The 23,318-nt window shown below is 38.2% G+C and carries 10 protein-coding genes; 8 read left to right on the top strand and 2 right to left on the bottom strand.

The window, feature by feature from the left end; all coding sequences use genetic code 11:
• Position 1: 1 nt before the first annotated feature.
• Positions 2 to 2,182, top strand: coding sequence for an alpha-galactosidase (locus G7Y57_RS09450; protein ID WP_165022903.1), 2,181 nt, complete (start codon positions 2 to 4; stop codon positions 2,180 to 2,182).
• 41 nt (positions 2,183 to 2,223) lie between these two features.
• A complete protein-coding gene (locus tag G7Y57_RS09445; protein ID WP_165022900.1) occupies positions 2,224 to 3,237 on the top strand; it encodes an aldose epimerase family protein in 1,014 nt (337 codons plus the stop codon).
• 2 nt (positions 3,238 to 3,239) lie between these two features.
• Here the strand turns inward: G7Y57_RS09445 and G7Y57_RS09440 are convergent, their stop codons facing one another.
• The gene (locus tag G7Y57_RS09440) at positions 3,240 to 7,217 is read right to left on the bottom strand and encodes a hybrid sensor histidine kinase/response regulator transcription factor (protein ID WP_165022897.1); all 3,978 of its coding nucleotides are present in this window, start codon (positions 7,215 to 7,217) and stop codon (positions 3,240 to 3,242) included.
• 464 nt (positions 7,218 to 7,681) lie between these two features.
• On the opposite strand from G7Y57_RS09440, the gene G7Y57_RS09435 reads away from it, so the two are divergent.
• The 6 genes from G7Y57_RS09435 to G7Y57_RS09410 all read left to right on the top strand — a co-directional run bounded on the left by G7Y57_RS09435 (position 7,682) and on the right by G7Y57_RS09410 (position 20,949).
• Positions 7,682 to 10,744: a SusC/RagA family TonB-linked outer membrane protein gene (locus G7Y57_RS09435; RefSeq protein ID WP_165022894.1), complete on the top strand. Its 3,063-nt coding sequence runs from the start codon at positions 7,682 to 7,684 to the stop codon at positions 10,742 to 10,744.
• A gap of 38 nt (positions 10,745 to 10,782) precedes the next feature.
• Positions 10,783 to 12,354: a RagB/SusD family nutrient uptake outer membrane protein gene (locus tag G7Y57_RS09430; protein WP_165022891.1), complete on the top strand. Its 1,572-nt coding sequence runs from the start codon at positions 10,783 to 10,785 to the stop codon at positions 12,352 to 12,354.
• Between the two features lie 31 nt (positions 12,355 to 12,385).
• Positions 12,386 to 14,494, top strand: a complete 2,109-nt coding sequence (locus tag G7Y57_RS09425) for an alpha-galactosidase (protein WP_255491392.1) — start codon at positions 12,386 to 12,388, stop codon at positions 14,492 to 14,494.
• Between the two features lie 99 nt (positions 14,495 to 14,593).
• Positions 14,594 to 16,798 carry an alpha-galactosidase gene (locus tag G7Y57_RS09420; protein ID WP_165022887.1) on the top strand — a complete coding sequence of 735 codons (2,205 nt, stop codon included), beginning with the start codon at positions 14,594 to 14,596 and terminating at the stop codon, positions 16,796 to 16,798.
• A 162-nt stretch (positions 16,799 to 16,960) separates the two neighbouring features.
• Positions 16,961 to 18,493, top strand: coding sequence for a glycoside hydrolase 43 family protein (locus G7Y57_RS09415; RefSeq protein WP_255491401.1), 1,533 nt, complete (start codon positions 16,961 to 16,963; stop codon positions 18,491 to 18,493).
• A gap of 35 nt (positions 18,494 to 18,528) precedes the next feature.
• The gene (locus tag G7Y57_RS09410) at positions 18,529 to 20,949 is read left to right on the top strand and encodes a glycosyl hydrolase family 95 catalytic domain-containing protein (RefSeq protein WP_165022881.1); all 2,421 of its coding nucleotides are present in this window, start codon (positions 18,529 to 18,531) and stop codon (positions 20,947 to 20,949) included.
• 207 nt (positions 20,950 to 21,156) lie between these two features.
• On the opposite strand, the gene G7Y57_RS09405 is transcribed toward G7Y57_RS09410, so the two are convergent.
• Positions 21,157 to 23,295: a GH92 family glycosyl hydrolase gene (locus tag G7Y57_RS09405; protein WP_165022878.1), complete on the bottom strand. Its 2,139-nt coding sequence runs from the start codon at positions 23,293 to 23,295 to the stop codon at positions 21,157 to 21,159.
• Between the last annotated feature and the right edge of the window lie 23 nt (positions 23,296 to 23,318).

Here is a 23,318-nt window from a genome sequence, read left to right as displayed (position 1 = left end):
CATGCAATTACAAAAGTATTTATTGATCGCTCTGTTTCTGGTAGCCTCTACGAGTCTGCTTGCCGCAAATTACATTCCGATAACAACGGATAATACATGCTTGCTGTTACAGGTTAACGACCAAAACAGGCTCGAACAAGTTTATTTCGGTAAAAAGATAAAACAGCTCAACGAATTAGAGGCAGTTCCTTTGAAGAGTTTTAGTGCCTATTCCACATTCGGAACAACCCATGTGTTCGAAGCTGCATTAAGAATGACCCATGCCGATGGGAACACATCGACCGAATTAGGATACGTATCGACTAAAACAGATCGTAAAGACACTAATATTTTTCATACTGTAATCTCTTTGAAAGATGAATATTATGGTTTGTATGTCGATCTGCATTACAATGCTTACCAAAAAGAAGACATTATAGAACAATGGACAGAAATAAGAAACGGCGAAAACAAACCTGTTATTCTTAATAATTTTGCGTCTGCCGATCTGTCTTTTTATGCAAAGAAATACTATGTAAGCCAATTTTATGGTGACTGGTCGGAAGAGATGAATATCGCAGAGCAAGAGCTAACTTCCGGTATTAAAATCATAGATACCAAATTAGGGGTAAGATCTAACCAATATACCCATCCTTGTTTTCTGCTCTCGTTAGGTAATCCTGTGGAGGAATCGAATGGCGAAGTGATTGGTGGCACATTAGCGTGGCCTGGTAACTTCCAATTCTGTTTCGAAGTGGATAACGATCAGAAACTACGTGTTTTGTCAGGAATAAATCCTTATGCCTCAACCTATACACTCGATAAAGACAAAATTTTCAAAACTCCTGCTCTGCTCTACACATATAGTAATGAAGGTACAGGAAAGATTACCCGTAACTTTCACCGTTGGGCTAGAAAATACGGTATAAAAAACGGAGATAAAGAGAGAAGTATTTTACTGAATAACTGGGAAGCGACATACTTCGATTTTGACGAACCGAAACTAACCCAAATCATTGACGATGCGTCTAAAATGGGATTCGAACTATTCTTACTCGATGATGGCTGGTTCGGTAATAAATATCCGAGAAATGGAGATACAGCCGGATTAGGCGATTGGCAAACCAACACCAAGAAATTACCAAGAGGTATCCCTTATCTGATAGAAGAGTGTAAAAAAAGAGGTCTGAAATTCGGAATCTGGGTAGAACCCGAAATGGTAAATCCGAAGAGTGAATTATACGAAAAACATCCCGATTGGGTTATCGCTCAACCTCACAGAGAAAGGACTCCTCAACGTAATCAGTTGATTTTGGATATGAGTAATCCGAAAGTAAAAGAGTTTGTTTATAATACAATTGACGAAATATTACAAAAGAATCCGGGTATCGACTATGTGAAATGGGATTGTAACCGTTTTGTTCAAAATTCGGGATCATCTTACTTGCCGGCTGATAAGCAATCGCACCTTTGGATAGATTATAGTTTAGCCTTACTGGAAGTAATGGATAAAGTAAGTGCAAAATACCCAGATGTAACCTTTATGGCTTGCTCGGGCGGTGGCGGTCGCATCGACTATGGCACAATGAAACATTTCGATGAATATTGGATCAGTGACAATAACGATCCATTACAACGCATATTTACTCAATGGGGTGCGCAGTATTTCTTCCCTACTATTGGTCTTGCAAGTCATGTTTCGGTATCACCCAATCATATTTCGGGACGCAGTACCCCACTTAAATATCGTTTCGACATTGCTATGGCAGGCAAATTAGGCATGGATTTACAGCCTGTACAAATGACGGATGAAGAAAAAATATTCTCGAAAAATGCAATAGAGACATATAAGCAAATACGTAAAACTGTTCTTCATGGCGATCTGTATAGAATCCTCTCACCATACAAAAACAATCGTACTGTCTTCATGTATGTTAATGAAAATAAAGACGAAGCTATTGTTTTCAATTTTCTTGTAAGAAAAGAATTGAAATCAGATAAGCAAACAATCTATTTGAAAGGTCTCGATCCCAACAAGACATACACACTGAAAGAAATTAATAAGGTATCTCCTAATTGGTCGAGAGCGGCTGCTTACGAGAATAAGCCATTCAGTGGTGATTATCTGATGACTGTAGGTCTTACATTCCCTATATATAATGAATATGAGAGCGTTCTTCTTCAACTTAATAGTATAAAATAGCAAATTTATTCTGACTGAAAACAAACACAAATAGATGCACTATGACTAAAATTTCTATACAACAGTCTGTTACCTATAAGCAAAAGGAGGTAATCTTGCTACGCTTGACAAATACTTCCGGTTCATATATAGAAATAAGTAATTATGGTGCATCTATCGTTTCCATCGTCGTTCCGAATAAAGAAGGGGTAGGAAAGAATGTTATTCTAAGCTATAATAATCTGGAAGATTACTTTTGTGATATGTTCTATTTAGGTTCTACTATCGGTCGTTATGCCAATCGAATATCTAACGGACGATTTACACTGAATGGACAGACATATCAGACAGATAGAAATGACGGACAAAATTCCAACCACGGAGGATATAATGGTTTCAATACAAAGATATTTGATTATAGAATCAATGAGAATAATGTAATATTCTATATCGAAAGTCCTGATGGAGAGGGCGGATTTTCCGGTAATCTGAAATTATCAGTTACTTATTTTTTCTCTGACAATAATGAATTGAGTATCGAATATAAAGCCTTGTCGGATAAAGCAACACCTGTGAATTTCACCAATCACAGCTACTTCAACCTTAACATTCAAAATAATGATATTCTGGATCATGAACTTCAAGTGAATGCAACGCAATATCTTGAGATGAATGATGAGTTTCTACCCATCGGCAAGATTTGTTCGGTAACGAATTCAGCTTTTGACTTCAGAGAATATAAGCCCATCGGTAAAATGGCTCAACTTAAAAAAGACAATCTAAAAGGGTATAACGCATATTTCATAAAAGACCCCGACACAGCTACTCCAATAGCATCGCTCAGGGAAAAAGTATCCGGGCGGATTGTTGATGTATATACATCCATGCCCGGTATTCAAATTTATACAGGCGATTTTTTAGAGGGGAATTTTGTGCCTTTTGGTGGAATATGCCTCGAGGCTCAATATCATCCTGATGGTGTAAATCATCCTTGTTTTGAAACAAATATTCTTACTGCAAATGAGGAAAAATCAGATTTTATAAGATTCAAATTTAGTTGTAAGCCCTCAAAATAAGATTATTCTTTATTCTGTTTCTCGAATTCTTTTGGAGTCATTCCGTACTGGCTTTGGAATAATTTAATAAAATAAGAGGATGAATTAATTCCTACTAAATAACAAATCTCATTTATCCTGTATTTTCCTTCCTGTATCAATTGTGCTGCTTTTTGTAGACGCACTAATCTTATGAAATCAGTTGGTGTAGAGTCGATCATTACTTTCAATTTGCGATGAAGGCTGGAGCGACTCATATAAACTAAATCGGCTAGGCTCTCCACATTGAAATTAGAATCGGTAATGTTTTCGTTTATAATTGATATGATTTTTGTCAGAAATTCTTCATCGGCTTTGTTGATTCCCGATTGCTGCATAGGTAGAAAAGGCTTTTTCAGGAACAACTCTATTTCGCGCTTTCTATTATTCATGAGAGATACGAGCAATGTTTGCAAATACTGGAACGAGAAAGGTTTTTCTACATAAGCATCAGCACCGATTTCCAATCCTTTAATTTTACTGTTCAAGTCATTTTTTGCAGTTAATAGTATTACAATAATATGGCTGTACTCCATATTTGATTTGATAAAATTGCATAACTCGAAGCCATTCATTTCGGGCATCATAACATCACTTATAACAATGTCGATACTTTTCTGTTTCAGTATTTCCTGAGCTTTAAGTCCATTAGACGCACATTCTACAACGTAATTTTCTTTCAACTTGTCTGCAATAAATTGTAACATATCCGTATTGTCTTCAACTACCAATATTGATTCTAAATGTTTCTTCTTTGCAGAGTTAGTTTCATTTTCTACAATATAATCGGATGCCCTGTCTATATTTATAGTATCTGTTCCATTTGTTGCCAATTCCTGCTGAAGAGGGACTTTGAGCATAAAGGTATTTAGCCCTGATTGTGATGTATAGAATAGATAGCCATTATGAAGTTCTGTTAAAGAACGAGCCAGAGAAAGACCAATACCTGAACCTGATGTTTCGCGACGATCTGATTTTACCTGAAAGAAAGGTTCAAATATTTTCTCCTTCAGCTCTTCCGGTATTAAAATCCCGTCATTCGAAACTTCTACTGTAAAATAGGTTTCGTCTTCAGATAGGAATATCTCAATGAGATGCTCAGAATATTTTATGGCGTTAGACAGCAAATTGTTTAATACTTTGTCTAAGCAATCCCTGTCAGCGATAGCTGAAATGTGTTCCTCGGGAAACGGATGTACTTTAATTGTTTTCTTAGAAGAAACCGATTGCTGCTGAAACCGTGAAATAACAGTTTTCAATAGTTCGTTTATATCTGTACTTCTCAGGTTCAACGAAAATTTTCGACTATCTACTTTTCTGAAATCCAGGAGCTGATTGATGAGATGAAGTAAATGGTTCGTATTTTGCTCTATGATTTTTAGGTTGCGCTTAATATTAGGGTCTGTGATATCCATTTCCATGATGGATTCTAACGGACCATTGATGAGCGTCACAGGAGTTCTTATTTCATGAGCTATATCGGTAAAGAAGTCTACTTTTGCCTCATAGAGTTCTCTTTCTTTTTCTATCTCAAATAATTTTTGTTTCTCATTACTTCTCTTTCTGTATTTTTTCAGCGATATCTTTAAGCCAAAATAACATATGCTGATAAACAAAACAAGATATACAAAATATGCAATATTAGATGCCCACCATGGGGGTAGTATTTCTATCTCGAGCAATGTTTCTCCGCCACTCCATAGTCCGTCGTTATTAGTCCCTTTCACTTTAAATATATATTTCCCGGGAGGTAATTTGGCATAAGAGGCACTATGATTATTATTAGTGTATATCCAGTCAGCATCTATATTTTCCATTTTATACGCATACATATTTGCTTGAGGTGCAGTATAGCTCAACGATACGAAATCGAGGATGATATTGGCTTGATTGAATGGTAGTTCTATTCGGTCTGTATGAATAATACTTTTCTGCAGAGGAGATCCATCGGCATTAGGGACTATTTCTTTGTTGAATATCGATAACTTGGTTATATATACTGGTGGAATGAATTCATTTTGCTTAAATTCTTCCGGTTTGAAAGCGATCAAACCCTCCATGCAGCCAAAATACAATTTGCCGGAGCTGCTTACTAAACTGGATTTATAATTGAATTGATTAGACAATAGACCTTCGTTTTGAGTAAAAACTTTTACTTGCTCGGTCTCAGGATTAAATCGTACTAATCCGAGATTTGTACCAAACCATAAATCATAATTTTTATCCTCCAGAATTTTGTAGGCTACATCATCAGGCAGCCCGTCTTTTATCGAGTAGCTTTTAAAACTCTTGCTTTTTTTATTATATACACATATTCCACCTCTGTCGGTCGAAAACCATATTTGTCCCAGATGGTCTTCTGTAATGCCGCTTACAGAATTGGAACTCAGATGATTTTCGCCTTTTGCCGTATGATGAATAAGAACTCCTTGTTTCTGATCATATTGAAAAACTCCGCTGCCCATCGTAGCAACCCAGATATAACCTTCGGAATCTTCCATTAAATCATAAGTGTAGCACAACCCAAAAGCATCCATATGCTTAAATTTCATGTCATTCTTGTCGGCGACAAAAACTCCCCAGGCATTACCTAACCATATTTTCCCATATCGGTCTTCACACAATGCATATATACTTTCTTCATTAAGCCCCATATCCGAAAGAGAATAATGCTGCACTTTATCTTGTGGGAGATTAACTATATCTAATCCGTTTTTGAAAAAACCGACCCAAACTTTTGAATCCTGAACTAAAAGAGCTAGTATTCTATTGTAAAATAAATTAGTTATCGGGTTAAATGTTTTTTTCTGTGGATCGAATATAGATAGGCCAGCGTCTTCGGTGCCAATCCAGATATTTCCGTCTTTATCCTCTTTCATTTCCCGGATTCGTTTCGAATTAATAGAACCTTTCTCGCTAACAGGAAAATACTTTTCAAACTTATTATTCCTGTTGGGAAGGTAATTGACACCGGCAAAGTTTGTGCCCAGCCATATTCCTCCTTCCCTGTCCTTATATATTTTTTCTACGAAGTTGTCAGACAGAGAATGGCTGTTAAGCGGATCTTCCATTATATGGTCTACTCTCTGCAATTTTTCGTTTACAATATATAAACCGGATTGAGTTCCGACCCATATCTCGTCATCGTTGAAAATTGCGATATGCCTGATTATTTTATTGTTGATTTCAGGTGCATTTACCTCTTGCAGTATATTTCTTCGTTTGTCGAGTTTCAACAATTTCTCTTCGTGTATACCGATTATTATATTATCATTATTATGACAGATAGTATAAATGTTTTTTCCGGCTAAAGTCAATCTGCCATTTTCATTACCTAAATACTGTGTAAATGTATCTTTCAAATTATCGTACAAGAATACGCCTGATCCGTTGGAGCCGATCCACACTCTGCCATTGTTTTCTATTGCAATACATTGGGGATTACTCACACTCGGTTTGAGTTCTTCTACTACAGAGTACAACACGAGTTCTCCGGATAACATTTCATATTTGAATACACCTTGATTAGGTACAACTATCCATATATTATTATTCTGATCCTGCTTAATGTCTGCAACCCATTCGTCTATGATTATTTTGTTTGCAGTAGTTATGTCGAACGACTTAAATCGCTCGGTAATCGGATCGAATATAAAGACACCTTTATCTGTTCCTAGCCAGAGTTTCTTATCAGAATCTTCACATATTGCACCGATGTTGTTATTTCCCTTTTTGGTTATCTGATCGTAGCAATCGAATACTTTAAAGGATATTCCATCATAACGATTTAATCGGTTGCGCGTACCAAACCACATGAATCCATAGCTGTCCTGACAGATCGATTTAACGTTGTTCTGAGATAATCCGGCCTTTCCATCGATTATCGAGAAGTAATAATCAGAAGCAAGGGTACAAGTAGAGAATAGAAATAAGAAAATGAATAGAAAAAAAATACGATTCATAGATAAGGCGACTTTATAGGTAGTAGAGTAACAAATATACATAATATATAAATCACACATGTCGTAATAAATAATACAAAGGTCGCATTTTGAAGTTAAAATATAGTGTTGCGACAAATTTGTTATTTTTTGAAAAGATGGTAATTCTTGTTACTGAATCTTAAAATTATATTTGTCGCATAACCTTTTAATGCCATTGAAGTAAAATAGGAAAAATAATAAAATTTTACATGTTTTCAGAAAGTACTTACATTTTTAATGGATATATAAAATCTAAATTTACGCTCTGGTCTCATTTAATAATAAAGATTGGAGTAAAAGAATCTGGTACGAATGGAAAACCCATGAAAAATACGTTTTAAGACCCCTTGAAAATAGCATTAAACCTTGAATTGAATTAACCTGTTGCTGAGTAGCAGGTTAGTATTAACACCCTAAATCTATAAACCTCAAACGACTAATTTATGAAAAAGTGTATGAACATTAATTTCAAACTGAGGGCGGCATTTATATTGATGCTGTTCTGCTTGTCGGGAGCCATTGCTTTTGCCCAGAATGTAACTATTACAGGGCTTATAACCGATGGAGAGACAAAAGAATCGATAATAGGAGCATCTGTTGTGGTAAAAGGTACAACCACAGGTACACTGTCTGATGTCGATGGTAAATATTCTATTTCAGTTTCACAAAATCAAACATTGACAGTTTCATTCCTAGGTTACGAAACCAGAGAAGTAAGAGCAGTGGGGCCTGTACTCAATATTAGTCTTACACCTCATAATTTTGAGATGGACGATGTGGTTATAGTCGGTGCCGTGATGAAAAAGAGCGATCTGACAGGGGCAGTCAGTAGTGTAAATTCCGCTGTACTGACCGAGAAGCCGGTTACTACAATTAATCAGGCACTTCAGGGACGTGTAGCCGGAGTATTGATTTCAAATGGTACTCGTCCGGGAGATGATGCATCTATCAAAATTCGTGGTATAAATACTATAAATACATCAACAGACCCTATTTATGTAGTAGATGGTTTGGTGGTGGATAATTATGCTTCGGGATTTAATGCAGTGAATGTGGATGATGTAGCTTCTGTCGAAATATTGAAAGATGCTTCTGCTACTGCACTGTATGGTTCTCGTGGAGCTAATGGCGTGGTTTTGATTACTACCAAAAGAGGAAGAAATGGTGAGGGTAGAGTAAATTATGACACATGGTTTGGCGTTCAGAATTTTGCCAAAGTTCCCAAGACGATGGATACACGACAATTATTCGAGTTAAGAAAAGATGCTTATGTGAATGGATATTCGGTAACCAATCCTAATGGAAATGTAAATCAATATATCAATGATGTAGTGATGGGTTCTAACAGGGTATTTGCCGATTATGAATTTGAAGCATATAAAAATAATGATAATTATGACTGGCTCGATCAGGTAACCCGTACAGGTACTTACCAGAATCATGCTTTAAGTTTTTCCGGTGGTTCCGACAAAGGAACATATTATTTGAGTTTCGGTTATTCAGATCAGAAAGGTTTGATGAAAAAATCGGGTCAAAGTAAATATACCGGCCGTATTAATGCAGAGCAAAATATTAAGCCTTGGCTGAAGGTGGGTACTAATACTTCATTTTCACGTACAAAAGATCAATTGGTAGATGATGGAGTGATGAATAGGGCACGTAATGCCAATCCGATGTTGGCTATCGACGAAAACATAGAAACATTGAACTATCAAGGTATATTCGATCAGAATAATTTCAATCCTATCCGCTCTTTGACAGTTGATAACGATCGTGTCAGAAATCGTATTCTTACAGCAAATTACGTGAATATAAACCCGATACAGGGATTGAATATCAGAACTTCATTCTCTTTGGATTATTCTGAACATAAAGAATTTAAATATACACCTAAAAACATATATGAATCTATTCGTTACTCATTGGATGGAGAAGCAAAGCATAAACGTGAATCGCGTACTATGTGGCAATGGGATAATACAGTTTCTTACGATACTTCTATCGGAAAACATAAATTTAACGGTATACTAGGTACAAGTAGTACCCGCACTGACTATGATTATACCGAAGCGAATGGAAAGGGTTTCGGAACAGATTATATAAATTATCACAACTTAGGCAGTTCTTATAAAAAAGCAGAAAGAGAGATCGGTTCTAATTTCACAACTGCTACTTTGATGTCGTATCTTATACGAGCTAACTATAGCTATGATAATAGGTATTATTTGACTGCGACTGCCAGATATGATGGTTCTTCCAAATTTGCTGAAGGACATCAGTGGGGTGTTTTCCCTTCATTCTCGGGAGCATGGAATATTGCTGAAGAATCATTTATGAAAGATCAGACAGCTCTCGATCAATTAAAATTGAGGGTTGGTTATGGAATAGTGGGTAATCAGAATATAGATGATTTTGCATTTCGTAGCCTCTATAGTCCGAATGTGAGTAATAATCAGGTTTCTTTTGTTTCTAATGACCGTAGAGGAACCGAAGATATTACGTGGGAGAAACAAAAACAATTAAATATTGGTATCGATCTGGCATTCTTAAAGAATCGCATCCATTTTACTGCGGACGCATTTTTTATCAAGAATAAAGACTTGTTAATGGAGCGTACCTTGCCTGTTACATCAGGGTTTAAGAAAGCTTTTGTAAATATAGGAGCAATCGAAAACAAGGGCGTTGAATTCACAGTGAGTGCAAGTGTTATCGATTCAAAAGATTTTAAATGGAATTTGTCTGCTAACCTATCTGCCGATAAGAACAAGATCACACAATTATATGGTGAGAATAATGTAATTTATAAAGTAGATGGTAATCGTAATATTGAAAAAGAAGGTAACCTATTTTTAGGCGAATCCAGAAATACGATCTATGTCTGGCAGACAGGTGGCATTGCTCAGGCTGTCGACTTAGATGGATTAAGTAAGATAAATTTCAATGGCTACAACGTAGGTGCAGGAGATTTATATCCGGTGGATACGAATGGAGACAATTCGATAGATCAAAATGACCGTGTGGTAATAGGCTCTACCGACCCGAAATTTTATGGCGGTTTTGCTACTGACTTCGAGTGGAAAGGCATTGCCTTGAATGCTGTTTTTAACTATTCTCAGGGTGCTAGAAAACTAAGTCCTTATTACGAATCTTTAATTACCAGTGTTGGCAGCAGTGCAGCTTCTCTTGATTTACTCGACAGATGGAGTCCTGAGAATAAAGATGCTAAATTCCCTCGCGTATTGACTGGTTTTGATTATAACCATTATAATGCAAGCCAGATGGATTTTAGTGTTCAGAAGGCATCTTTCTTGAGAATGTCGGCCTTAACTTTAGCATATACTCTGCCTGCTAATATAGTGAGCAAATTGAAATTAAGTAATCTGCGCGTATACACAACAGGTTCGAATCTATTCTGTATAACTAATTATAACGGTTATGACCCTGAAACAGGTGATTGGTATCCTCCTACAAAAATGTATGTATTTGGTCTCAATGTAAGTTTCTAAGCTATTCAGAATTATTTAATTATTTAATACGATTAACAATGAGAAGTATAAAATTCAAATTTATAATATATGCATTAGTATTTGCTTTTGCAATAAATACGACCTCCTGTTCAGACTTCTTGGACCAAGAGTCCAAAAGCAGTTTGTCGGAAGAAGAAGTTGTTTCAAGTCTCGAAAACATAGAATTACTCATACAGGGCTTATATACCAAATACCGTGGGTGCAAAGAAGGACGTAATGGACTGATGGTCAATTTAGGTTTAGACGAGAGCCAGCAAGGTAATTTTCAATTAATATCTTCGGGTTCACAGGCCGGAATGGATAAATACAACGGATTGTTGGATGCTACATCTACTCAGGTGGCTGCAATTTGGGAAAACCGATGGCCGGCTGCAAGTTCGGCAGCATTGGCTGTTTATGGTCTTGAGCAATTAGGAGATAAGTCCGAGAAAGCGACTCAACTATTAGGTGAAGCGAGTTTTATCCGAGGTATGCTGATGTTGGAATTAAGTATGTATTGGGGTGAGATTCCTATTAAAGATAAAAACCGGGAAAAAGAACTTGGTCTTGCACGCCAGCCATTGAAAGATGTATGGGCATTTATTATCAACGATTTTAAAATAGCATCTAACAATCTTCCCGACAAATGGGATGACCCTAAGCGTGCTACATCAGGCGCAGCATTGGCGATGCTAGGTAAAGCATATATGTATGCTCCCGTTGAAACAGGTCTTCGTGATTTCTCTTTAGCAAAAGAGTGCTTTGACAAAATGATAGGTCGTTACGATTTGGTAGCTAATTTTGAAGACCTTTATGCTTATGATAAACCTAATTCTGTAGAATCTATATTCGAATTGCAATTTAACAATATCTGGCCCGATTGTAATTACTGGCAATTCGATTGCGGATCGAGAGCCGTAGATGCTTGGTTTTCACAAAGGTGTCATTTTTCAGGATACGACTTTCTTGTGCCTACCCCATTTGCTTACCGCACTGTAGCGCAAGGTGGTATTTGGGAAGATGGCGATCTTAGAAAAGAAGCCAGTATCCGTTACGATTTTACGTATCATGGAGTAACCCCGGATTTATCGAAAACGGAATGGACCGGCACTACCGATGAACTTGAACCTCATATAAAGAAATTTGAAGACCCTCGTACCGATCAGGATAATGGAACAATAGGAAATATGTGGAACTCAGGCAAAAATTTCGCAGTTATTCGCTTAGCAGATATTCTTCTGTTACAAGCCGAATGTTTAAATGAATTGGGGAATACAGCGGATGCCATATCGCTTGTAAATAATAGAATACGTACCCGTGCATGGGGCGGTTCTCTTCCTGCCGACAAGAGATGGGGGAGTATGTCGCAGGCACAATTCCGTGAGAAAATTATGGATGAGCGTTTTCGCGAACTTTGTTTCGAAGGCTGGCGTCGTATGGATTTGATTCGTACCGGAACATTTGTAAATTTGGTGAAAGAACGTAACCGTTGGGCAAAACAAGAAGGGACTATTCAAGAATACAATATGCGTTACCCTATACCTGATACTGAAATTAAAAATAATGACGATATAGGTCCTGAGCATCAAAACCCCGGATACACAAAATAATCGTCTTCAATAAAAATAAAAAGAACCAATGATGAAAAACAGATTTAAACATCTGATCATATTTACTTACATGAGTTGCCTGTGCCTTTCGGCATGGGCCGCTCCTGTAGCTAATGGTAAAGAGATCAGTTACGGTAAATGGAAAATAGTTTACAACGATGCAAGCAAAATGATAGACTATATCTATAATGGAGAAACCGTATTGGCGGGAGTATATGCAAAAGCTAAAAATCAGGATGATTATATACAAAGCACCGATTATAATAATGTAGCCATCAAGCAAGAATCTGTTTCCGATGTCTTTGGGTCTGGCAAGAAGTACACTATCAGCTATACAGGTCTGGAAGGAAAACCAGATATAGAGCAAGTTTATTATTTCTATTCGGGCAGAGATTATTTTTTGACGGAAGTTTTTTTGAAATCGGCAACAGCTATTTCGAGTAATTATATAGCTCCGATATATACCACAACTAAAAATTCATTTCTTCCGGCGGAAGATAGCAACCGTATGCTACGTGTTCCGTTCGATAACGACAATTTTGTACACTACTTGTCGTCACCTCTGACAGGTGAGGACATATCATTCGAAGTTACAGCCATTTTTAATGGAAAAGAACGCAAAGGTTTGATCGTAGGATCAGTAGAACACGACACATGGAAAACAGGTGTCCGCTATAAAGGCGAAGACAATAAATATATTACTAAACTAGAATGTTTTGGTGGAGTGGTACACGAACTGACAAGAGATATCAGCGAGAAACCCGACAGACCATCGAAAGAACATGGTAGCATAAAAGGTAAAAGCCTCAAATCACCTAAGATACTATTCGGAATCTTTAGCGACTGGCGCAAAGGTTTGGAAGAGTTTGGCGATGCGAATGCGCTGATTGCCGCACCTCGCAAGTGGAATAGTGGTACTCCGTTTGGTTGGAACAGCTGGGCTGCATTAGCCGAGAAAGTAAATTATGAAGGAGCGATAGATGTATCCGATTTCATAAAAAAAGAATTACAACCACATAGTTTCGAAAATGATAATACGACATATATTGGTTTGGATTCATTCTGGGATAATTTCACAGAAGAACAATTAGGCCTTTTTGTAGAACACTGTAAAGCCAACGGGCAAAAGGCAGGGATTTATTGGTGTCCCTTCTCCGACTGGCACGGCAATGCGGAGGCAGAGGTTGAAGGTACTAATGGAGCCTACAAGTATAAAGATATTTACTTATATGCTAACGGAAAACCCCGTAAAGTGGAATCACTGGGGGTAGATCCTACTCATCCCGCTACAAAACAGCGTATGGATTATTACATCAACAAATTTAAAAAGTTAGGATATACCTATGTAAAACTCGATTTTATAAATAACGGAACGCTTGAAGCGGATTCATTCTACAACCCCGATGTTACAACGGGTGTACAGGCCTACAATGAGGGGATGAAATACCTTTCCGATCTGTGTGGTGAGGATATGTTTATGGCATTGTCCATAGCTCCGACATTCCCTTCTCAATACGGCTCGTCAAAAAGGATCAGTTGCGATGCATGGGGTGCTATGACCGAAGGCGAATGGGGCACAACAGGCTATATGCTCAACAGCCTTTCGTTCGGATGGTGGCTCGACCGTGTTTATCCGTTCAACGATTCCGATCACATATTACTTTATAAACCACAGGAAGCAGAAGACTATAAAGAAGGGGCGAACAGGGCACGTATAACATCTGCTGTGATTACAGGTTTATATATGTTAGGCGACAATTTCAGTACAAAAGGAAAAGTGCCGTCAGATGGTGTCGCAAGAGAGAGGGCAAAATCGGTTGCTACTAACGCTGATATAAACGATATAGCACGTATAGGGAAATCATTCTACCCAATAGAAGGTTATATGGCGGCCGGTGCCGGAAAAGCTGAAACATTATATACACTTGATACAAAAGAATATGTGTATATAGCTATCTTTAACTTTGACAAAACAGCAGATATGCAGAGAAGCTTAAATCTGGACAGAGTTAATTTGAAGCATAATAATAAGATGAAAGTAAAAGAGCTATGGACTTCATCTCCTGTTTCTATAAATAATAATACCCTTCAATACTCCGTTCCCCCTCAGGATGTTAGAGTATATAGAATCAGTAAATAGGCTACGATATTTTATTTTTATGGAATAGCCGGTTTTACGGTAATTAATTATAAATTGAAAATAAAAAGAGAATCACTCTCTTATTAACTATTATTGAAAATGAAAACTTTAATATTAAGTGTTCTCTTAGTGTTTCTGACGGCGATAAATGTATTTAGTCAGGAAAAGAAAATTATAGAAGTAGGAACAAAAGACTTGTCTATGATTTTCACAGCAACTCCTAACGGGAAAGTTATTTTCCAGTATTGGGGTAACAAACTGAATGGTACATCCTCTTTTTTAGATAAGAAGTCGAAGGGTCAGCCTGATACTAATGACGATTTTGCATCACAATTGTATCCGGCATATGGTGGGCGTTATTATCTGAATCCGGCATTGAAGCTAACTCACGATGATGGGGTTCTTACCACAGAACTGGTATATGTGGCTACAGAAACGAAGGTGTTGGACGAAAACCGTACTGAGACCGTGATTAGCCTGAAAGATAAGTTATACCCTGTTTTTGTAGATGTCCGCTTCATTGCTTACAAAAAAGAGAATATTATTTGTCAGTCGGTAACAATTCTGAACAAAGAGAATAAATATATAAAAGTAGAGAATCTCGCATCTTCATATATTCCTATCCATGCCGGATCGTATTATCTCACACATTTTAATGGTACATGGGCCCACGAGATGCAGATGGAAGAGGAAGAATTGACGCATGGAATTAAAGTTATAGAATCTAAAAAAGGTGTTAGGGCGACTCAAGCCGAAAACCCTTCGTTTTTGCTCTCTCTGAATGGTCCTGCCAATGAAGATTCAGGTGAAGTATATGGCGGTTCGTTAGCATGGTCGGGTAACTACAAATTATCTTTCGAACTCGATGAAACCGGTAAACTTGGTATTGTAGCAGGAATGAATCCGTTTGCTTCGACTTTCTGTCTGAAACCGAATCAAAAACTTGAAACTCCCGAAATGGTCTTGACGTATAGTGCCAATGGAAAAGGACAGATATCAAGGAATTATCATGATTGGTCACGGAAATATGCACTTAATCAAGGAGACAGGCTTCGTCCTATAATTCTTAATAGTTGGGAAGGTGCTTACTTTTCTTTCGATGAGAAAACACTCACTGACATGATGGATAATGCAGCTAAGTTTGGAGTCGAAATGTTTGTACTCGATGATGGCTGGTTCGGCAATAAATATCCCCGCAATGGTGATAATGCAGGACTTGGCGATTGGCAAACAAATAAGAAGAAATTGCCTAGAGGTATCAGTTATCTTGCTGATTATGCTGTTAGCAAAGGGTTGAAATTCGGTATATGGATCGAGCCCGAAATGGTAAATCCCGATAGTGAATTGGCTAAGAAACATCCCGAATGGATAGTTAAAAGCGGGAAGCGGGATATATTGCCTATGCGCAATCAGTGGCTATTAGACTTGAGTAATCCTAAGGTTCAGGATTTCGTATTCAATACATTCGACGAGGTTGTATCTCTGTCACCAAATATCAGTTATATAAAATGGGATGCAAACAGGCACGTCGATAATGTCGGATCAGATTATCTGCCTGCCGATGAACAGACACATTTCTGGTACGAGTATGTAAAAGGATTGTACAGTGTTTACGAACGTATCAGAGCGAAATATCCCGATATTCAGATACAACTCTGTTCATCCGGTGGTGGTCGTGTAGAATTCGGTGCATTGAAATATCACGATGAATTTTGGGCTAGTGACAATACGAATGCTTTGGATCGTATATTTATCCAATACGGAACGAATATATTCTTTCCTGCTATAGCTACAGCATCTCATGTGTCCACGAGTCCCAACCATCAGACCCAGATGATAACTCCGCTTAAATTTAGGTTCGATGTGGCTATGTCGGGGCGTTTAGGAATGGAGCTTCAACCCAAAGACATACCAAGTGATGAGTATGGTTTTGCGATTAATGCCATTAAGAACTATAAAGACATAAGACCCATTGTACAGCTTGGCGATTTATACAGATTGATATCTCCCTATGATAAAAACGGGTGGACATCACATATGTATGTGTCGAAGGATAAGAAACAGTCTGTCTTATTTGCATACAGCCTTCGATATCATGGGCGTACAACTTATTTTGAAACAAAAATGAAAGGGCTTGATCCGGAGAAGAACTATAAGATAACCGAACTGAATATCAAATCGGGAAATGGTTCGTTCTATGGAAACGGACATGTGTTTTCGGGCGATTATCTTATGAAAGCCGGTATAACTCTTGATATAGGAAACCCTTTCGATAGTAGTGTTTTACTTCTTACCGAAGAATAAATCTGAAAAGTTCCTGTTATCTTCTTTAGAGGGGAACAAGACTTATCATTTTATCCGGATCGTTTTTTCTTAAGTTGCAAACGACTGTTGTTAACCTTAAAATTAGATACAATGAAAACAAATATTTACCTCAAAAGAATAGCGGTATTCATTGCTCTTTCGATGCAAATCATTAGTTCTTCTGCTCAGAATATAGATAACCGTTGGGGAGATCAAGGTAATGGAAGATACGTCAATCCCATATTAAATGCCGATTATTCCGATCCTGATGTAATTCGTGTGGGCGATAAGTATTATATGGTTTGCTCCGAATTTCATTTTATAGGGATGCCTGTATTGGAGTCGGACGATATGGTGAACTGGAAAGTTATAAGTCAGGTCTATGATCGGTTCGATTTTCCCGAATGGGACAAAAATCAACGTTATGGTGGTGGCTCGTGGGCTCCTGCCCTTCGTTATCATAATGGCGAATACTGGATTTTCTTTTGTTCTCCTCACGAGGGATTGTTTATGTCTAAAGCCACCGATCCGGCAGGACCATGGTCTCCGTTGCTGAACGTGAAACATATTAGTGGTTGGGAAGATCCTTGCCCTTTCTGGGATGAAGACGGGCAAGCCTATGTGGGTAGAAGTCAGCTGGGAGGAGGTCCCATCATACTTCATAAAATGAGTCCGGATGGCACAAGATTACTTGATGATGGAGTGACAATATACGAAGGTCCGGTTGCTGAAGGAACTAAGATTGATAAAAAGGATGGATATTATTATATGAGTATTCCCGAAGGTGGGGTTGCTACAGGTTGGCAAACGGTCTTACGGGCAAAAAACATATATGGTCCATACGAAAAGAGAATTGTATTGGAAGAAGGAAATTCGGGTATCAATGGGCCGCATCAGGGGGCATTGGTCGATACACCCGAAGGGGAATGGTGGTTCTATCATTTTCAATCGAAAGATCCTGTGGGGCGTATCGTACACCTTCAGCCTGTAGTCTGGAAAGATGGCTGGCCAATTATTGGTGTTGATACAAATGGTAATGGAATAGGTGAGCCTGTGAAAGAATGGGAGAAGCCGCATACAGGGAAGTCGGTTTCTATAAGTGCTCCGGCAACTTGTGATGAGTTTTCTTCAACGGAGCGTTCATTACAATGGCAGATAAATCATAATCCTGTAAATACCAACTGGTCGCTTGCCGATAGAAAAGGTTATCTTACCATCAAAGCTCTGAGGGCAGACAATTTGCGTGATTCGAAGAATATGTTCACGCAAAAAATAATGGGATATGAAGGAGAAGCCGCAACAGAAGTTAACTGTGAAAGACTGATCGATGGTCAGCATGCCGGATTGTTTTGTGTCGGAAATCTTTATAATGCTATAGGGGTTGCTCGCGAAAATGGGGGGAACTATGTTTATACCGAAAGTAATGGAAACAGCGAACGGATAATTCCTATATCTGATAATACAGTATATTTTAAAGTATCGCTAGATGCAAATACGAACCGGCATCAGCTTTATTATAGCTTAGATAATATAAAATATATAGCTTGTGGAGAACCGTATCCCCTTTATTCTAGTGATTGGAAAGGTGTGCGGGTCGGTATATTTTCGTACAACACGCTTGGCGATGGTGGTGAAGCCTATTTCAATTGGTTCAGGTATGCATTTGATGGGCCGGGTTTACATGCTGAAAAATAATAATCAAACTAATTAGTTGTTTAAAATAGAATCATATGAAAAGCAAAAAACAAAAGATATTACTCTCCTTCGTTATTTTTTTGTCTTTAGGAAGTCTTCAACCGATATGGTCTCAAACCAAATATTTGAACAAGCTATGGTATCGACAGCCTGCAGATGAGTGGATGAAAGCACTGCCACTAGGCAACGGGCGTATTGGCGTAATGGTGTTCGGTGATGTTGAGAAAGAAACTGTAGCCCTGAACGAAATAACTATGTGGTCCGGACAGAAAGATAAGTTTCAGGAGCGCCCACTAGGGCCCGAATTGCTAAACGATATTCGTCAACTATTCTTTGCCGGCGAATATGCAGAAGGAAATCGCATTGTTACAGAATTTATGGCAGGAACACCACACTCATTTGGTTCTCATGTACCCGCAGGCGATCTCAAAATGAATTTTAAATACCCTGCCGGTGGTGTTTCAGATTACAAAAGAGAATTGGATCTTAATAATGCAATACATACAGTGACTTTCAGGATTGGCAATACACTATATACCAGAGAATACTTTTGTAGTAATCCCGATGATGCTCTGATTATTCGCTTATCGGCAAGTAAACCTAAAATACTGAACTTAGATTTATCTTTAGATATGTTACGTGAGGCCGTAATTAATGCTGCGAATAATAGCCTTGAATTCACGGGCAAAGTCTCTTTCCCTAAACAGGGTCCAGGTGGTGTCAACTTTATGGGAAAGATCGGTGTAACAACCAAAGATGGTAAAGTGTCTGTTGCAAATCAAAAAATAAATATAGAAAATGCTACATCTGTTGTAATTGCTCTTGATTTAAGAACTGATTACAGTAACGAACAGTACAGGCAGGATTGTGTGTCGACAGTAGGTAAGGCACTATCTCAAAGCTATGATGTGTTGAAAAATAACCACATCAAAGACTATTCTAATCTGTATAGTAGAGTCGATCTGTTTTTAGGTGAAAGCGATGCGGATAAATTGCCTACTGATAAAAGATGGGAGCAGGTAAAGGCAGGAAAAGAGGATGTCGGGTTAGATGCTTTATTTTTCCAATATGCCAGATATTTATTGATAGCTGCATCGCGTGAGAACTCGCCGTTACCCGCTAATCTTCAAGGCTTGTGGAATGACAATTTAGCTTGTAATATGGGGTGGACTAACGATTATCATCTCGATATTAATACACAGCAGAACTATTGGTTATCCAATATAGGAAATATGCACGAGTGTAATGCACCATTGTTCAGTTACATCAAAGACCTCTCTGTTTATGGGCAGAAGACTGCAAAGGATATTTATGGAGTAAGGGGCTGGGCAGCCAATACAATTGCCAATGTGTGGGGATATACTCCTTCGGGACAAGGTGTCAATTGGGGATTGTTTCCTCTTGCCGGAACGTGGATAGCTTCTCATTTATGGACACACTATACTTATACTTTAGATCAGGATTTTTTGAGAGATAAGGCATACCCCATTTTGAAAAGCAATGCAGAGTTTTTGCTCGACTATATGGTTCAGGATCCGAATAGTGATTATTTACTTACAGGTCCCAGTACTTCTCCCGAAAATTCATTCAAATATAAAGGCGACGAACTATCCATTTCTATGATGCCGGCATGCGATCGCCAGCTTGTGTATGAAGCATTCACATCCTGTATCGAAGCTTCTGAGATATTAGATACTGATAATGAATTTAGAGATTCCTTAAGTATAGCGTTGAGTAAATTGCCTCCTATTATGATTGGAAAGAATGGTGCTGTACAGGAATGGTTTAAAGATTTTGAAGAGGCTCAACCTCATCATCGTCATACGACACATCTACTCGCATTATATCCTTTTTCTCAGATTTCACCGGTGAAAACACCCGAATTGGCTGTTGCTGCCAGAAAGACACTAGAGTATCGTCTGTCTGCCGAAAACTGGGAAGATGTAGAATGGAGCCGTGCGAATATGATTAGCCTTTACGCCCGCTTATTCGATGCACAGAAGGCATATGAAAGTGTGGTGCAACTACAACGTGAGTTCATCCGCGAAAATCTGTTGACAATATCGCCTAAAGGGATTGCAGGAGCTCCTTACGATATATTTATTTTTGATGGAAATGAGGCAGGAGGTGCCGGAATTGCAGAAATGTTGGTGCAAAGCCACGAGGGGTATATACAGTTCTTGCCTGCTCTTCCTGTACAATGGGAAACTGGTTATTATAAAGGTCTTTGCGTAGAAGGAGGGGCTGAAACCGATTTAACATGGAAGAATGGTAAAGTAGAAAAGGCTCTGATAAAAGCTTCTGCCGATAATAATTTCACAATAAAACTTTCCGTAGATGGAACAATACCACGTTTTCTGAAAAATGGTAAGGTAATCATGCTAAAACAGAAAGATGATGGCTTTATCCGCTTCGAGTTGAAGAAAGGAGAGACGGTGGAGTTGAAGTATATTTGATTTTAAAGAAATTGATATGTAGAAATAAGGGAGTGTGTTACAAGTAATGTGTACTGTAAAAGTGTTACTCTCTTTTGTCATTCTGAACGAAGTGAAGAATCTTGACTCTCCATAAGAGATCCTTCTCTTCGTTCAGGATGACAATATCATACGAAAAATTACTTGTGACACACCCTCTTATTTTATTCAGTCGTTATTTAGAGCAGACTAGTTGGTGGTAATCACCAACTCTTTACCTTGTTTTAGTTGATCGTGAGTTATAAAGTAACCATCTATTTTCTCGCCTCCATAGGTAATATTTGTTATCTTCTTACCTGTTCCTTCTTTCAGAATTGTAAATTTAGTATCCTTATCTAAGGTGAAAACAATCTTGTCGAAAAGCGGAACAGAGATAATATATTCAGCGTCGGCCGGAGAGAAAGTATAAAGACCAATCGCATTAAATACATACCATGCCGACATTTCGCCTGCATCATCCATTCCCGATAAAGCTAAGCCTTCTTTGCCCATACCATAAAAATGGTTCATGCAACTATCTAGTATAGCTTGTGCTTTTTCTTGCTTGTCTACAAAATAGTACATATATGGTGCGCTATGATCGGGCTGATTGCCATGACAATATTGTCCTATAAAACCAGTTAGATTATGTGCTTCATACCCTTTCCACGGAATAGTGAAAAGAGAATCCAGCTTGGTCTCAAAGTCATCTTTGCTTTTATAGAGAGCTATTAATCCTTCAGGATCGTGTGGTGCAAAGAATGCTGACTGCCATCCATTTGCCTCACGATACATATATTCGTAGTATGGAAATTCGGGATCGAACTTTTTAATCCATTCTCCATTCTCGAGGCGTCCTCTCATTAATTCAGTAGAAGGATCGAACAGGTTTTTATAATTGCTTGTCCTTTTCATCAGCATTTCATAATTATCCTTGTCGTTCAGTTCCTTCGCTAACAGAGCTACCGCATAATCATCGTACGAATATTCCTGTGTTTTTGTTACTGCAGCTTTTGCGACAGTTTCGAGTACAGGGTTTTCGAGATCCATCTCCGAAATCCATCCTTTTTCGATATACTCGGCCAGATGAGGTCTGCTGCCCGGCACTGTCGCATTTTTTAAAACCAGATTATAGGCACTGTTTATATCATATCCTCTTAGGCCCCTTAAATAAGATCCCGCCACAAAAACAGAGGCGTGATCACCATGGAAGAATGTCGGCATAAACCCTGTTTTCTCGCCTTTATCCGTTATTGAATTAATTACATCGACAGCTACGGTAGGTGATATCATTCCAAGGAGAATTAACTTATTTCTATAATCATCCCAAAATGAAGGATCGGTATAATATTGGAAACCTTTATTTACAACCTGACCCTTTACATCGGTGAAATCGCCATTGACATCACTGCGTAGAGCAGGCCAAAGGAAAGAACGATAAAGTGAAGAATAGAATAGTCCGCGTTGCTTTTCAGTACCACCCGATACTATTATTTTCGATAATAGATCTTCCCATGTATCAGTAGCTTCATCCCTTATCTCTGTGAAGCTTTTTTCGGCAATCTCTGCTTCAAGATTTGCTTTCGCATTCTCTATGCTTACAAACGAGAAGCCAATTTTCAATTCTAGCGGTTCTGGTTTATCATTATCGATGAAATTAACGATGGAGATAACTTTTTTATCGTTTCGGAGTGAATCTATTTTTTCTATTTTATGGTTGGAGATTGCATAGAAATACATTTTCTCGCCAGTCTCCTGAAATCCTTTGAATATGTTTTCATTTTCTTGCGAGATACTCCAGTTTCTCACTCCTTCGTTAGATATGGAAAGGTCTGCAATAAGCTTCTTAGGTTGTCCTTCTTTGTATGTGTATTTGTGATATGCACATCGTAATGTTGAAGTTAATTCTGCATTTATATCATATCTTTCGAGGAATACTTGGTAATATCCCGGATGAGCAGATTCATTTTTGTGGTTGTATGCCGATTTATAATCGTCCGGTGCAAAAGTTCCGGTTGCCGGCATTAGTGGTATATGGCACAGGTTCCAATGCCCTTTATTGGTGTGAGTAAAAGCATAAATCACCGTATCCTCATATTGATAGCCCGAACCACTTCTGAATAGTGTGACAGGACTAACCTGAACCATCGCATTCGGAAGTGATGATCCGGGGAATACTTCGGCTCCCCATGCTCTGCGTGTAGGTTTATAACCAAGGTCTATACTGTCCCATAGGGTAGCAGTACCCAAAAAAGGATTAACATAATCAGTGAGTCGTTTCTCGACGGGAGATGAGCAGCTTGTTATGAGTACGAGCAAGCCAATCAGAATTGTGTTGATTTTATTCATAGCTATTAAATTAAATAAGGCAA

Source organism: Dysgonomonas sp. ZJ279, from assembly GCF_011039205.1.
GTDB lineage: Bacteria > Bacteroidota > Bacteroidia > Bacteroidales > Dysgonomonadaceae > Dysgonomonas.
The sequence above is the reverse complement of the archived record's forward strand: the minus strand, read 5'-3'. Positions and strand labels throughout refer to the sequence as shown.

Excerpts from the sequence above, each read along its gene's own strand:
- G7Y57_RS09405 (WP_165022878.1), bottom strand. The coding sequence starts at position 23,295 with ATGAATAAAATCAACACAATTCTGATTGGCTTGCTCGTACTCATAACA.
- G7Y57_RS09430 (WP_165022891.1), top strand. The coding sequence starts at position 10,783 with ATGAGAAGTATAAAATTCAAATTTATAATATATGCATTAGTATTTGCT.
- G7Y57_RS09445 (WP_165022900.1), top strand. The coding sequence starts at position 2,224 with ATGACTAAAATTTCTATACAACAGTCTGTTACCTATAAGCAAAAGGAG.
- G7Y57_RS09415 (WP_255491401.1), top strand. The coding sequence starts at position 16,961 with ATGCAAATCATTAGTTCTTCTGCTCAGAATATAGATAACCGTTGGGGA.
- G7Y57_RS09435 (WP_165022894.1), top strand. The coding sequence starts at position 7,682 with ATGAAAAAGTGTATGAACATTAATTTCAAACTGAGGGCGGCATTTATA.
- G7Y57_RS09450 (WP_165022903.1), top strand. The coding sequence starts at position 2 with ATGCAATTACAAAAGTATTTATTGATCGCTCTGTTTCTGGTAGCCTCT.
- G7Y57_RS09425 (WP_255491392.1), top strand. The coding sequence starts at position 12,386 with ATGAAAAACAGATTTAAACATCTGATCATATTTACTTACATGAGTTGC.
- G7Y57_RS09420 (WP_165022887.1), top strand. The coding sequence starts at position 14,594 with ATGAAAACTTTAATATTAAGTGTTCTCTTAGTGTTTCTGACGGCGATA.
- G7Y57_RS09410 (WP_165022881.1), top strand. The coding sequence starts at position 18,529 with ATGAAAAGCAAAAAACAAAAGATATTACTCTCCTTCGTTATTTTTTTG.
- G7Y57_RS09440 (WP_165022897.1), bottom strand. The coding sequence starts at position 7,217 with ATGAATCGTATTTTTTTTCTATTCATTTTCTTATTTCTATTCTCTACT.